3 protein-coding genes and 1 pseudogene are annotated in these 15,411 nt (G+C 70.6%); 1 reads left to right on the forward strand and 3 read right to left on the reverse strand.

Annotation, left to right across the window (positions count from 1 at the left end):
• Nucleotides 1-298, forward strand: a pseudogene (locus MAY35_RS10790) (DUF4190 domain-containing protein); the annotation flags it as partial.
• 141 nt (nt 299-439) lie between these two features.
• On the opposite strand, the gene MAY35_RS10795 reads toward MAY35_RS10790, so the two are convergent.
• The 3 genes from MAY35_RS10795 to MAY35_RS10805 all read right to left on the reverse strand — a co-directional run bounded on the left by MAY35_RS10795 (nt 440) and on the right by MAY35_RS10805 (nt 15,336).
• Nucleotides 440-754 carry a hypothetical protein gene (locus tag MAY35_RS10795; RefSeq protein ID WP_238421306.1) on the reverse strand — a complete coding sequence of 105 codons (315 nt, stop codon included), beginning with the start codon at nt 752-754 and terminating at the stop codon, nt 440-442.
• A gap of 302 nt (nt 755-1,056) precedes the next feature.
• Nucleotides 1,057-1,284, reverse strand: a complete 228-nt coding sequence (locus tag MAY35_RS10800; RefSeq protein ID WP_238421307.1) for an MbtH family protein — start codon at nt 1,282-1,284, stop codon at nt 1,057-1,059.
• A gap of 138 nt (nt 1,285-1,422) precedes the next feature.
• A complete protein-coding gene (locus tag MAY35_RS10805; RefSeq protein WP_238421308.1) occupies nt 1,423-15,336 on the reverse strand; it encodes a non-ribosomal peptide synthetase in 13,914 nt (4,637 codons plus the stop codon).
• Nucleotides 15,337-15,411: the final 75 nt, after the last annotated feature.

Here is a 15,411-nt window from a genome sequence, read left to right on the forward strand (position 1 = left end):
GCCCCGACCCGCCCCTTACCTGACGCGACCCGCCATGCGCCGCACCGTGACGCCGGCGGCGTCGCTCGCGTTGACCACCGGCCTGATCTCCCTCCCGTTGACGCTCGCACTGGGCCTGGGCGCGGTGCTCGGGCTGGTCGCCGTCGTGTCCGGTGCCATTGCGATCCGGCAGGTGCGCAGAGCGCCCGCGGACCGCAAGGGAACCGGTCGGGCCGTCACCGGCATCATCGCCGGCACGGGCAGCATGATCGTGGGCGGTCCGATCCTCTTCCTCGTGCTCTTGCTCGCCGGTCTGTAGACGCGGCTGGGCGCCGAGGGCCGGCGACAACACAGACAAAGACGACGAGACCCGCCGATGGCGGGTCTCGTCGTAGGTGGGTGCAGTAGTCCAGTCGAGCACCTGACTCGGCGTGAACCGGGTCGAAGCGCTCAGGCCCGGCTAGCTGACGGCGCGCAGGCGCGGGCGGACGGAGGCGACTTCGCCGCGTTCCCGGCCGAGCCATGCGTGGATCTCTCCGATGACCTGGAGACGGGCATCGACGGGGTCGATGTCCACGAGCGACGGCATGCAGTGCATCAGCGCGGCGTAGAACGCCGAGGAGTCCGACATACCGAACTCGGAAAGCACGGTTCCGTAGTCTTCGACGCGATCGGCGAGTTCACCGTAGGTGAGGGCCTCATCGCCCAGCCGCACTGCGGTCAGATGGGGCGTGATCGCCCCTCGAGTCTGGATGTCGTCCAGTAGCTGGTCCATGATTTACTGCCTTCCCGCCCGTGGAGCGTCGATCGCAGTACCCGCGCCTCCCCTGACCCGGGCCCTCTACGATCCTTCAACCCAGTGTGCCCTACCCCACTCGGCTAGCAGAACACTGGTTCAACATGTGTGGGATATTCCACAACATTTCTCGTAACAATGCACATCTTCATGTTACGGCTGTGACTGCAGTTGCGACAGGGGCTCAGTAGGCCGGTTCTTGACCTGTTACCCATGCGCAACTCTCCCGACATTCGAGGCAATCCGTGCGCGTCGCCCGAATCCGTCCTCGCCGGGACGGATCAGGCGTCGGTCTTCTTGTCGGCTTCCATGGCCTCGATGAGGCTCTTCGGCCGGAGGTCGGTCCAGTTCTGCTCGACGTACTCCAGGCACGCTGCGCGGCTGTCCTCGCCGAAGACCTTCGTCCAGCCGGCCGGGATGTCGGCGAACGTCGGCCACAGCGAGTGCTGGTTCTCGTCGTTGACGAGTACGTAGAAGCGGCCGTCCTCGTCGTCGAATGGATTCGTCATGTGCGTCCTTTCTCCGTCGGCGCGGCGACTGGGTCACCCACCTGCTGTTGTCGTGCCGGGCCGTCTCGGTGAGCGGCCGGTTCACTGCTTTCGTCAGAACCTAGCTGTTGTCTTGTCGATCATGTCACGCGATGCCCCTCATTCCGGGACATCCTCGCCGGTCAGCGGCCGCGGTCCACCTCCTCGAGACGGTTCGTGGGCGTCCACGGTGCGGCTCGACTCGTCGGCTCGCGACAGCTGCGCGTCGAGCGCCGGGCCGACCACGGCGAGTGCGTCCGCGTTCGCCATCCCGAGGTGGTGGGTGGCGACGTCGACGTTGTCGATGGAACCGGTGACGAACGGACGCCAGGCCGCTGCCAGCGCGGCCGGATCGTCCTTGTCCTCGGTGGCGGTGAACACGTGGATGTCCCCGGCGTACACGTCGGGCCGATAGTCCAGCACGACCTGCGTCGACGACTCGAAGCTGTCCATAATCCGCTCCACCTGGTCCTCGGCGAGCAGACCCATACCCGAGATCTGTTCGCGGATGATCGCGGTGACCTCCTCGCCCGTGGACGCCTGGACGTCGTCACCGAGATCGAACAGATCGCGCCACCCGCCGAGCACGTCGACGACCGTGGACGCATCCGGCTCGATGGGCGCTGTCGTCTCGGCCGTGTCCGGGGCCTCCGTGGCGGCCCCCGACGCGGTGGGCTCAGACGCGGTGGGTTCAGGCGCGGTGGGCTCGCCGCGCGGTCCCTCGTGTCCGACAACGATCGGCTCGTCCTCCGGCCGCGAATCCATGATGCCCAGGTACGCGACGTCCTCACCCAGTTCGACCAGGTGTGTGGCCATGGCGTGGGCGATCACGCCGCCCACCGACCAGCCGAGCAGATGATAAGGACCGTGTGGCTGGACCCGACGGATCTCCTCGACATACCGTCGCGCGAGTTCGCGGGCATCGGTGACGCTGGGCTCTCCGGTGACCACGTGCGGGTCCTGCAGACCGAAGATCGGGCGATCTCGCAGATGGGGCGCGAGGCCGCCGTAGAACCAGGCCAGTCCACCTGCCGGGTGCACGCAGAACAGCGGCGGCCGGGTCCCCTCCCCGCGCAGGGTGATCACGACGTCGCTGCTGACGTCGTTGCCCTCCGCGACGCGGCGCGCGAGACCCCGGACCGTGGGCTCGTTGAACAACCACCCGAGTTCGATGTCGAAGCCGTTGCGCTCGCGGAGCAGGGCCGCCACCCGCGTCGCCGACAGCGAGTTGCCGCCCAGGTCGAAGAAGCTGTCGCGCGCACCGATCCGCTCCACACCGAGGATCTCCGCGTAGGCGTCGGCGATGGCCTGCTCGACCGGGGTGGCCGGCTCGACGAACTCCTCGGCGACGATCTCGGGACGTGGCAGCGCAGCCCGGTCCAGCTTGCCGACCGGGGTCAGCGGGAACTCGTCGACCACCGTGATCGAGGCCGGGACCATGTGTGCAGGCAGCCTGCGGGTGAGCAGCCCGCGGACCTCGTCGACATCGATCCCGTCGCCGGTCACGTACGCGGCGAGCGACGACGGCGACGAACTCGGCTCTCCCGATGCCCCGACACCGAGCACGACCGCGGAACGCACACCGGGAGCCGAGCGCAGCACGGCCTCGATCTCGCCCAGTTCGATGCGCAGTCCGCGCAGCTTGACCTGGTCGTCGCTGCGGCCCGAGTACTCCAGGGTGAGGCTGCCCGACGCGCTCTCGCGCCAGCGCACGACGTCGCCGGTGCGGTACATCCGCCGTCCGGCGCCCGCGTACGGGCTCGCGACGAACCGGGACGCGGTGAGCCCTGGTTTGTCGAGATATCCGCGGGACAGCGCGGACCCGAGAACGTAGAGCTCACCCGCGACGCCGACCGGAACCGGCCGCAGGTGCGCATCGAGGACGAGGAACTCGACACCGGGCAGCGGACCGCCCAGGCGGACCGGGTCGCCCGGCACGGCGCGCTCACCCACCGCCACCATGATCGTCGTCTCCGTGGGGCCGTACCCGTTGTGCATCCTGGTGGACGGCGACCAGGCGTCCATCACCGACTGCGGCACGGCCTCGCCGCCCACCGAGACCGCCTGCAGACTCGGCAGGGTCGACGGATCCAGCGTCGAGAGGACCGACGGCGTGAGGAAGGTCGTCGCGATCTCGTGCTGCCGGATGAAGTCCTGCAGGGCCTCGCCGCCGACCGCGGTCGCGGGCCGGTAGACGAGGGTGCCGCCGTTGACCGTCGCGAGAAGGTACTCGAGCACGGATGCGTCGAAGCTCGGCGATGCGAAACCGAGGACCACCACGCCGTCCTCGGTCTCGAGGGCGCGGGACTTCGCCAGCGCGAAGTTCCGCAGGCCCGAGTGGGACACAGCGACGCCCTTGGGCCGACCGGTGGACCCCGACGTGTAGATCACGTAGGCGATGTTGTCGGTCCGGACCGGGCCCGACAGTTCCGCCGGCTCGATCTCGGCGTCCGGTGTGGCGTCCACCCCGGCCGCGATCTCCGGCTCGTCGAGCCGTATCCAGTCGAAGCCCTCGTCGGGCAGTTCGCCCACCGCGGTGATCGACAGTCCGAGCCGGGCGCCCGAGTCCTCGACCATCGTCGCGACGCGTTCGGCGGGATAGTCCGGGTCGATCGGCACGTATCCACCGCCGGTCTTGGCGACGGCCCAGATCGCGACCAGGAGGTCCACCGACCTCGGAATGGCGAGGGCGACCAGGGTCTCCACGCCGACCCCGCGTTCGATCAGCCAGCGCGCGAGGCGATTCGATCGCGCGTGGAGCGCGGAGTAGGACAGGGTCGCACCGGTCGCGTCGACCACGGCGGTGCGGCGGCGGAATCGCGTTCCCGCCGCGCTGAAGAGCTCGCTGAGCAGCACCGGCTCGGCGGCCGCTCCGGTCTGCACCGGCAGCAGACGCTCCGCCTCACCCTCGAGGAGGATGGACGCCGCGGCCACCGGCTCCCCGGGACGCGCGGTCAGGGCGTCGAGCAGGCCGACGAGGCGCGCGGTGAGCCCGGTAGCGGTCGATTCCTCGAAGAGGTCGGTGGCATACTGCAGCGCCGCCGACCACGGGCGCCCGGCCTCCGACCGGGACACCGAGAACAGCAGATCGACCTTCGCCGGTACCTCGCCCGGGTCGAGCGGGGTCACCGAGACACCACCGAGATCCGCGCCGAGATGCGTGCCGGCGAGCTCGGGGACCGCGTTCTGGTCGAGCGTCAGCCAGACCTGTGTCAGCGGCGCGAACGCCTCGGACCTGGTCGGGTTGAGTCGGTCGACGAGCGTCTCGAACGGCACGTCGGCATGGGCGAACGCATCGAGATCGACCGTGCGGACACGTCCGAGGACGTCGCCGAACGTGTCGCGCGGTGCGTGCGCGGTCCGGAGCACGAGCGTGTTGACGAACATGCCGACGAGAGGGTCGAGCACCTCGGCGCCGCGGCCCGCGACGGGCGTGCCGACGGCCACGTCGTCGGTGCCCGCCAGATCGGAGAGCAGCACCGCCAGGGCGGCGTGCATGACCATGAACGGGGTGACGCCGTACTCGTCGGCGACGGTGTCGATCCGTCGGGTGGTCTCGGCGGGGATCGTGAACGACACCCGCGCTCCGCGCTGCGACGCCACCGGCGGCCGCGGACGGTCGGTCGGCAGCTCCAGCAGATCCGGCATCCCGGCCAGCTGTGCGGTCCAGTAGGCGAGCTGGCCGCCGATCGCGGACGACTCATCGTCGACGTCGCCGAGCACCCGACGCTGCCAGATCGCGAAGTCGGCGTACTGCACCGCGAGCGGTTCGAACCGCGGCTCGGCGCCGGCGGCTCGTGCCAGGTAGGCGGTGGTGAGGTCGGCGACCAGCGGCGCCAACGACTCTCCGTCGGAGGCCACATGGTGCAGGACGACCGCCAGGACGAACTCCCGCGAGCCCGCGTCGTCGCCGCCGATCTCCAGCAGCCGGGTCCGGACCGGCCAGTCGACCGCGAGGTCGAAGCCGGTGGTGACCGCGTCGAGCACGACCCGGCCCCAGTCGTCCGGACCGGCGGTCGCGTACTCGTGGTCGAGCCTCGACGGGATGTCGGCGACACCGGCGATGAGCTGTACCGGTTCGCCGTCGATCTCCGGGTAGGTCGTGCGCAGCACCTCGTGCCGCGCGACCACGTCGGCGATCGCGGCACCCAGCGCATCGGGGTCGAGGTCGCCGCGCAGGCGCAACACCGCGGGGATGTTGTACGCCGCGAGGGACGGATCGAAGCGGTTGACGAACCACATCCGCTGCTGCGCGTACGACAGCGGGATGCGGTCCGGGCGAGGACGCACGGCGACGACGGGTGCCAGCCCGCCCCCGCGCCCGCCGAGACGCTCGGCGAGCAGGCGGGGGGTGGGCGCCTCGAAGACGTCGCGCACCGTCACCTCGACGCCGAGCGCATCAGAGACACGCGCCGCGGCCCGCATGGCCGACAGCGAGTTGCCGCCGATGTCGAAGAAGTTCGTCGTGGCGCCGACGTTCTCCGGCGACATCGACAGCAGTTCGGCGAAGACCGCGGCCACCGCGGATTCACGCCCGCCGACCACCGGGACCACGGCCGCCGCGTCGACAGTCGGAGCGGGCAGTTCCTGACGCACGATCTTTCCGGCACTGCTGAGCGGCATCTCGTCGAGCAACACCCACATGCCGGGTCGCATGAACTCCGGCAACGCTTGCGCCACCGAGTGTTTGACGGCGTCGAGATCGACGTTCGCCGGGGCGAGGTAGGCGACCAGCTGCTGGCCGGCGGGTGTCTCGACGACCGCCGCCGCCGCATGGACCACCGCGGGTGCGGAGGTCAGCGCCGACTCGATCTCCCCCAGCTCGATCCGCTGACCGCGCAGCTTCACCTGGAAGTCGGTGCGGCCCTCGTATTCCAGTTCGCCGTCGGATCGCCATCGGACGAGGTCACCGGTCCGGTACAGCCGGCTGCCCGGCGCACCGTAGGGGTTGGGGACGAAGCGTTCCGCGGTCAGGGCCGGACGGGAGGTGTAGCCGCGGGCCAGCTGGAGCCCGCCGAGGTAGAGCTCTCCGGTGAATCCCGGGGCCACCGGACGCAGGCGGTGATCGAGGACCAGCGCGGTGGTGTTGGCCACGGGCCGTCCGATCGAGACCTCGTCGCCGCCGACCCGGGCCACCGTGGCGTAGATGGTCGCCTCGGTGGGCCCGTACTGGTTGCTGATCGGCGCGTGCGGGATCCGTTCACGGACCGTCCGAGCGACGCTCCCCGGCAGCGCCTCGCCACCGGTGTGGAGGAAACGCAGTCGCGAGAGCTGCTGCAACCGAGCGGGATCGGCGACCTCGGTGAGAACCGCGAGCATCGACGGAACCAGGGTCGCCGAGGTCACGCCGAAGTCGGCGAGGTAGCGCAGTACCGCGACCGGGTCCCGGTGTTCGCCGGGGGCCATGACGACGAGGCGCCCGCCCGAGAGCAGGGGCCGCAGGATCTCGCCGACCGACGGGTCGAAGGTCAGCTCGAGGACCTGGAGGAACACGTCGCCGGGGCCGAATGAGTAATCGGCGCGGTCGTGTTCGAGATGCGAACGCAAGGTGGTGTGTCCGACGGTGACCCCCTTGGGGCGGCCGGTCGAACCCGACGTGAAGATCGTGTACGCGGGGTTGTCTCCCGCGACCGGCGCCCGGCGTTCGGACGGGGAGAACGGCTCGACCCCGGTCGCGGCGGGCCCGGTTCCGACGGCCTCGACGTGCACTCCGGCGTCGAGCGCGTCGATCCCCGCGGGCCGGTCTCCGTCGGCGATGAGCACCGCGGCGACCTCGGCGGTGCGGGCGAGGTAGTCGATGCGGTCGGCGGGCGCCTGCGGGTCCATCGGGACGAACTGGCCGCCTGCGACCAGCACCGCGTGGACGGCGACGATCATCTCCACCGAACGCGGCATGCAGACGCCGACGGCGACCTCGGGACCCACCCCCAGCTCGACGAGCCGGCGGGCGAGAACACTGACGCGCCTGCCCAGTTCGTCGTAGGTCAGCGAATCCGAGGCGGTCGCCACGGCGACGTCGGACGGCGATGCCGCGACACGCTCGAGGAGCAGGTCGGCGACGTGCGTTCCGGAAAGCGCGAGGTCCGGACCGGACGACCACGTGTCGAGCAGGGACTCGTCGTGTCCGGACATCGCCGGGATGTCGGCGATGCGCGCCTGCGCGTCCTCGGCGATGGTCTGCAGGATGCGGATGAGCGAACGCGCGAAGACCGCGATCTCGTCGTCGTCGAAGGCGTCCGGCAGATACGTCAGACGTACCGCGATGCCCGCCGCACTCGGCGAGGTCGCGAGATTGAGCGGGTAGTGCGTCGCGTCGGACACCTCGACGTCGCGGATCGCCAGTCCCACCGCGGCATTGGCTGCCCCGCCGGCCAGCGAGTCGTTGTCGACCGGGTACGACTCGTGGACGGTCAAGGTGTCGAACAGCGCGGGCCGGCCGACGTGCGTGAGGATCTCGGGCAGGCCGATGTGCTGATGGTCCAGGACCGCCGTCTTGTCGGCCTGCAAGCGGCCGAGGACCTCGGCGATCGTGGCGTCGGGATCCACGTCGACGACGGCGGGCAACGTGTTGATGAACAGCCCCACCATCGACTCGACGCCGTCGAGGCCTGCGGGACGGCCGGACACCGTCTCGCCGAACGTCACCACCCGGTTGTCGGTGAGCCGCGACAGCAATACGGCCCACGCCAGTTGCAGCACGGTGGCCACGGTGGACCCCGACTGCCGCGCCGTGCGTTCGAGGCCGGCGACCAGGCCGGTGTCGAGTACCCAGCGGTGTTCACGCGGAAGATGTTGTGTCGCCGAGTCTCCGGTCTCGGAGTCGACGGATGTGCCGGTGAGGCCGGGGGCCACGAGCGTCGGGCTGTCCACGGGGGCCAGCACCCGCGCCCAGGCCGCGAGCCCGGCCGCGACGTCGGTCTCGGCGATGCGCGCGAGGTAATCGGCGAAGTCCGTCCGCTGCGCGGCACCCTGACCGGTGAACGGGCTTCCGGTCGCATACAGCGCGAGCAGGTCGGCCAGCACCAGCGGGCCCGACCATCCGTCGAACAGGATGTGGTGGTTGGTGATCACCACGCTCGAACCCTCCGCGTGGCGCACGATGACGGCGCGCAACAGCGGCGGATCGGCCAGATCGAACGGTTCGGTGCGCTCGGCTGCGGAGATCTCCTCGACCTGTGCCCGAACCTGCGCTTCCGTCGACGCGGGAACGTCGACGACCCGCCAACGAAGTGGGACGGTGGGCGGCACGACCGTCACCACACCCCCGCTCGGCACGCGCACGAAACCGGACTTGAGGGTGCGGTGATGATCGAGCAAGGACACCACGGCACCGCGCAGCCGATCGAGGTCGACATCGCCCTCGAGATGCAGGACCGCTTGCGTCACATAGACATCGACTTCGTCGTCGCCGGCCAGCTGCGACTGGAAGTACAAACCACGCTGCAGCGGTGACAACGCCCAGATCTCGGCGCCCGGGAATCGTTGCGCCACAGCGTCGAGATCAGCCTGCGTCACGTCCGCGCCGGGTACGTCCGACGGCGACGGGCCGACATCGGCCCCCTCCCCGACGATCCGCACGAGCTCGGCCAACTCATCGGTCCACCGCGCGGCGATGTCGCCGGCATCGGCGTGCGACAGGATCGCCTCCGGGAACTGCAGGTTGGCCGACAACACGCGACCGCTCGATGACGCGCCGGTGCTGGCGTTGATGGTCAGGACGCTCATCGCGGCGACACCCGGTGACACCGTGGCCGGCAGGAACGGCGCGTCGGGAGCCGGCAGGAAGGCGGTCGTCGAGGCGTCCGCTGCCGACGTGGCACCCGACTGTGCCGCATCCGACTGTGCCGCATCCGACTGGGGGGACACCGACTGGGCGGTCGACGTCTGGCCCGCACCGCTCGTCGCTCCCCGTGTGCCGAGGTAGTTGAACGCGATCGACGGCAGCGGTCGCGAATGGAGTTGCGCGGCAACTTGATCGACTTCATCGGCGGCATACCGCAGCAACCCGTATCCGATACCGTTGCCCGGCAGGCCGAGTCGTTCTTCCTTGGCCGCCTTGACCGCGTGCACGGCGTCGTCGGCCGGGTCGATCAGGAGGGGCGCGAGGGAGGTGAACCATCCGACCGTGCGGGACAGGTCCGCGCGACGCGGGTCCTCGCCGTCGAGAAGCACCTCCTCGTATCGGCCGTGACCCTCGGTGAGGACGGTGACCGGCGTCTCGTCGACGATCGCACGGTCGCGCTGCCACGACCGGACGGCCCGGGCCAGCGCACCGATCAGCACGTCCACGACCGATGCCGAGAACGCCTCGGGAACAACGGTCGTCAGCGGTTCGGCGATCGCCGGGTCGATGCGGTGCACGAGGGACGACAGGGTGCCGTAGCGGTCACGATCGGGATCGAGCGGAGCACCGAAGTCGGTGGTCGCGGACGGCGAACGGTCCAGCCAGTACCGCGCTTCCCCGGCCCGCGCGCCGAGCTGCCCGGCGAGCGCGGCCTGCCATGCGCGCTGAGAGGTCTCCTCGGCACGGACCGCCGCGGGTTGCCCGGCGGCCAGCTGGGCGTGCACGGTCAGCAGATCCTCGATGAGGATCGGCCAGGAGACCGCGTCGACGCCGAGGTGGTGGACGACGAGCACGATACGACCGGCGCCGGCGGGATCGGAGACGATCGTGGCGGCGACGAGACGTCCGGCAGCCGGGTCGAGACGCTGCGCGGCCTCGGCGTGGGCGGCGGTCACCGCCGCGGTGAACTCCGTTGTGCCCGCCGGGGAGTCGACCGAGAGGGTCGCGATCGACGCGTCGGCGTCGAACGGTGTTCCGGTGGTGAGGGTCGCGCCGCGGTCGTCCATCTGCAACCGCGCGGCGAGCATGGGATGGGCGTCGACCACGGCGCCCAGCACCTCACCGAGATGCGCGACGGTGAGGCCGGCCGGGGCGGTGAGGACCATCGACTGGTTGAAGTCGGCGAGATCGGCGGGGGTCCGCGCTGCGTCGACGAGCCACGACACGATCGGCGGCAGGACGACATCACCGGTCTCGACGCCCTCGGGTTCGGCGAGCATCGGCGGCCGGGCGTCGCCCGCCGCGGCCACCCGTGCCATCCCGCGAACGGTCTTCTGTTCGAAGATCTCCCGCGGGGACAACGACAGTCCCGCGGCCTTGGCCGCGGAGGCGAGCTGGATGGACATGATCGAGTCCCCGCCGAGGGCGAAGAACGAGTCGGTGACCGAGACGGCGTCGACGCCGAGCAGCCCGGCGATGATCGCCGCGAGAGTCTCCTCGCCCGTGGTCGCCGGTGCGACGTATCCGTCGGCGGGCGTGCTGAACTCGGGCGCGGGCAGCGCACGCCGGTCGAGCTTTCCGCCCGGGGTGACGGGCAGTTCGGGCAGTACGACGGCGTGGTGCGGGATCATGTGCCCGGCAAGGCGATCCGAGGCGCCCGCGAGGACCGCGTCGGCGTCCAGGCCATCCGTCGCGACGGTCTCGTCGCCGACGAGGTAGGCGACGAGGCGGGTGCGGCCGGAGTCGTCGTCGACGCCGAGGACCACGACCGAGGCCACGCCCGGCTGGTCGCCGAGGACGGTCTCGATCTCGCCGAGTTCCACCCGCTGGCCGTTGACCTTGACCTGGTGGTCGGCGCGGCCGGCGAATTCGATCTCGCCCGCCGCGGTGACCCGCACGAGGTCGCCGGTGGCGTACATGCGGCGACCGGCCTCGCGGGCGAAGGGGTCGGCGACGAACGACGCGGCGGTGAGGTCGGGCCGGCCGAGGTAGCCGCGCGCCAGGGAGTCCGGACTCGCGAGGTAGAGCTCACCGACGACGCCCTGCGGCACCGGATGCAGACGACCGTCGAGAACATAGGCCGCGAAACCGCGCACCGGGCGGCCGATGGTCACCGGCCGGTTCGGTTCCGACCGGCCGGTGGTCGCCCACACGGTGGCCTCCGACGGGCCGTAGAAGTTGAACATCCGCCGACCCGCGTCCGGGGAGGCCCACCGCGCGATCAGCTCGGGCGGGCAGGCCTCGCCGCCGGTCACGAGGTTGCGGACGAAGCGGCCTCGCCGCGGATCGACACTGGCGAGCACCGTGGGGGTGATCAGGGTGTCGGTGACCCTGTCACGCTCCAGGATTCGGCCGAGCGCGTCGCCTGCGTACTCGGCGGCGGGCGCGACGACCAGGGTGTGCCCGAGAGCGATCGACCACATCATCTCCAACACCGAGGCGTCGAAGCTCGGCGATGCGACGTGCAGGACGCGGGTGTCGGGTGCCTGCGCGGGCGTCCCGGTCACCTCGGCCAGTGCGTCCACGAAGTTCGCGACACCCCGGTGGGTGACGCCGACGGCCTTCGGGCGGCCGGTGGAACCCGACGTGTAGACGAGGTAGGCGAGGTCGTCGAGCCGGACCGGGGCGCGGCGTTCGTCGTCACCGACCGGATGGCCCGGCGTCGCGGGGTGCTCGAGCGTGTCCAGGTCGAGCCACTCGCACGACGACTCGCCGAGGCGTTCGCGGGTCGGGGTGTCGGTGATCCCCAGTCGGACTCCGGAATCGGTGACCATGTAGGCGATGCGGTCGCTCGGATACGCGGGGTCGATCGGAACATAGGCAGCGCCGGTCTTGACGACGCCGAAGACGGCGACCACCGAGCCGATGGACCGTTCGAGTCCCACGGCGACCACGTCCCCCGCGCCCACGCCCCGCGAGATCAGTTGGCGTGCCACCCGATTGGTGCGGGCTTCGAAATCGGCATAGGAGATCTCGACGCCGTCGCTGATGAGCGCGGGACGGTCCGCGTCGAGGTCGCGGCGCGCGAGCAGGTCGGGCAGTGGCACCGGCACGGTGATCCCGCCGTCGGCAGCGGGTGCGGTCTCGCCGACGGAGTTGCGGCTGGGGGCGCTCAACGCGGTGGCATCGATGCCGACGATGTCGATGTCGCCGACCGGCAGTGCCGGATCGGTGGCCATCGACGCGATCACCTGGAGCCAGACATCGGTGAACCGGCGCACGGTCGCGGCGTCGAACAGCGAGGTGGCGTAGAGGAAGTCGGCACGCATCGGCGATGACGGGGTGCGCTCGGTGACCGAGACGGTCAGGTCGAACTTGGCGATCGGATCGGCCACGCCGAGCGGTTCGGCGCTCAGGCCCGACATCTCGACGCGGTCGATCTCTTCGGGCCGCCCGGCCGCGGACACCAGTGTGTAGGCGATCTGCACGAGCGGCGGGTAGGCCGTGGACCGCTCGGGGGCCAATTCCTCGATGAGGTCGTCGAATTGGACGTCGGCGTGGGCGAAGGCATCCAGATCGGCCGCGCGCACGGCGGCGACGAGGTCGTTCATCGACGACGCCGGATCGACGTCGGTACGCAGGACGAGGGTGTTGACGAACATGCCCACGAGGTCGTGCAGGGCCGCGTCGGGGCGACCCGCGACCGGTGTCCCGATCACGACGTCGCGAGTGGATGCCAGCCGGGCCACGGTGACGGCCAGCGCCGCGTGCAGGACCATGAACAACGTGACGTCGTGGTCGCGTGCCAGTCGCTCGAGAGCGGCGGCGAGGGCATCGTCCACGGTCACCGACTCGACGGCGGCCGCGGTGTTCAGGACTGCCGGGCGCGGCCGGTCCATCGGGAGATCGGTGACGGCGGGCAGGTCGGCGAGGACCTGGCGCCAGTGATCGAGCTGGCGGCCCATCGGCGCACCCGGATCGTCGGCCGCGCCCAGGTACTCCCGTTGCCAGAGGGCGAAATCCGCGTACTGGACGGCCGGCGCGGAGACCGCCGGTCCACCGGCGGTGCGATGCAGGTACGACGCGAGGAGGTCGCGGACGAACACGGGTGTGGACTCACCGTCGAAGGCGATGTGGTGCACGGTGAGCACCACATCGACCGCGTCGTCCCCGCGACGCAGGACCCGGCCGCGCAGCGGGAAGTCGGCGGCGACATCGAATCCGGTTGTCGCCGACTCGAACAGGTCGAGCTCGGACTCCGCGACCCGCCAGTCCAGCCGGGCACGTGCCGTCTCCGCGTCGGTGACGAGCTGGACGGGACCCTGCTCGTCGCTGGGGTAGGTGGTCCGCAGGATCTCGTGGGCGGCGACGACATCGCCGACCGCTTCCTGGAGTGCCGCGAGATCCAGTGCGCCGGTGAGCCGCAGGGCCATCGGGATGTTGTAGGCCGGCGACGCGGTGTCGAACTGGTTGATGAACCACATGCGGCTCTGTGCGGTGGACAGCGGGAGCCGGTCGGGGCGGGGCATCGCGGTCACCCGCGGGACGCTGCGCCCGCGTCCGGACACCAGCGCGGCCAACTCCCGCACCGACGACGCATCGAACAGGTCGCCGACGGACACGTCGACGTCGAGGAGGTCGGCCACCCGCGCCGCCACCCGCGCCGCCGACAGCGAGTTGCCGCCGAGGTCGAAGAACGACTGGGTCACGCTCACCCGGTCGACGCCGAGCACGTCGGCCACGACCGCCGCGATGGACGTCTCGACATCGGATTCGGGTGCCGCGAACTCCTCGACCGTGAGCTCCGGGGTGGGCAGTTGACGGCGCGCGACCTTGCCCGCCGAGTTGAGCGGCAGCCGGTCGAGGGTCATCCACACGCTGGGCCGCATGTAGGCCGGCAGGGCCTGCGCCACCACCGCCTTGACGGCGTCGAGGTCGACGGACTCCGGCGAGACGTACGCGACGAGATGCGACTGTCCGGAGACCGTCGTCACCGATGCGGCAGCGTGCAACACCCCCGGGGCCGACATCAGGACGGATTCGACCTCGCCGAGCTCGAGACGCTGCCCGCGGAGCTTGACCTGGAAATCGGTGCGGCCCAGGTACTCCAGCTGTCCCCTGGCGTTCCAGCGGACCAGGTCGCCGGTGCGGTAGAGCCGCTCGCCGGGTTCGCCGAAGCCGGCGTCACCGGGCGAGTCCGCGGAGAACGGATTGGCGACGAAACGCTCGGCGGTCAGGCCGGCACGCGAGGCGTACCCGCGCGCGAGCTGGACACCGCCCAGGTACAGCTCCCCCGGCACCCCCGAGGGCACGAGCTGCAGGCGCGAATCGAGGACGAAGGTGGTGGTGCTGGGGACCGGCACACCGATGGGGACCGACGTCTCCCCCGCGCGCACCTGATGCGCGGTCACGTCCACGGCCGCCTCGGTCGGACCGTACAGGTTGTGCAACTCGGCGTCGGGCAGCGCGGCGACCAGCGCCTGCGCGACCGTGGCCGTCAGAGCCTCACCCGAGGTGAACGTCAGCCGCAACGACGACAGTTCGGCGACGCGGTCACCCAGGACGTCGAGGAACACCGACAGCATCGACGGCACGAAGTGGATCACCGACACCCGCTCGGCCGCGATGAGTTCGGCGAGATACCGCGGGTCGCCGTGCCGGTCGGGTTCGGCGACCACGAGTGTCGCGCCCACGGCGAACGGCAGGAACAGTTCCCACACGGACACGTCGAACGTGATCGGCGTCTTCTGCACGAAGACATCCGAGTCCTTGATCGAGTACCAGTCGCGCATCCACTCGAGCCGGTTCACGATGGCGCGGTGGGAGACCGTGACCCCCTTGGGACGTCCGGTCGAGCCCGAGGTGAACAGGGTGTACGCCGCATCGTCGGGATGCAGCGGCGTGAGCCGTTCGGCGTCGGTGACGGCGGGCGTCGCGAGGTCGATGTCGGCGTCGGTGTCGAGGACCACGACGGTCGCGTCCTCGGGCAGGGGCGACGGGGAGCCCGCGGCGACGAGGACGAGTCGCGCACCGGCGGTCTCGAGCATGTACCGCGTGCGCTCCAGCGGGGCCTCGGTGTCGAGCGGGACGTAGTGTCCGCCGGCGGCGACGATGCCGTGGACGGCGACGAGCAGCTCGACCGAACGCGGGATGGCGACGCCGACGGCGACGTCGGGTCCGACGCCGAGCGAGATGAGGTACCGGGCGAGGGAGTTGACGCGCGCGCCGAACTCGGCGTAGCCGACCCGACGTGGACCGAACACGATGGCCGGCACATCGGACATCGTCGCCACATGAACCACATCGGTCACTGTCGGGCCTCCATCTCGCTTCGTCGCCTACTGTCTCGTGCTCTGTTCCCCGTTCCCCCCGTGTCTTCTGTTCTC

The sequence above is a fragment of the Gordonia sp. 'Campus' genome, from assembly GCF_022206305.1.
In the GTDB taxonomy this organism is placed as follows: Bacteria; Actinomycetota; Actinomycetes; order Mycobacteriales; family Mycobacteriaceae; genus Gordonia.

Excerpts from the sequence above, each read along its gene's own strand:
- MAY35_RS10795 (WP_238421306.1), bottom strand. The coding sequence starts at position 754 with ATGGACCAGCTACTGGACGACATCCAGACTCGAGGGGCGATCACGCCC.
- MAY35_RS10800 (WP_238421307.1), bottom strand. The coding sequence starts at position 1,284 with ATGACGAATCCATTCGACGACGAGGACGGCCGCTTCTACGTACTCGTC.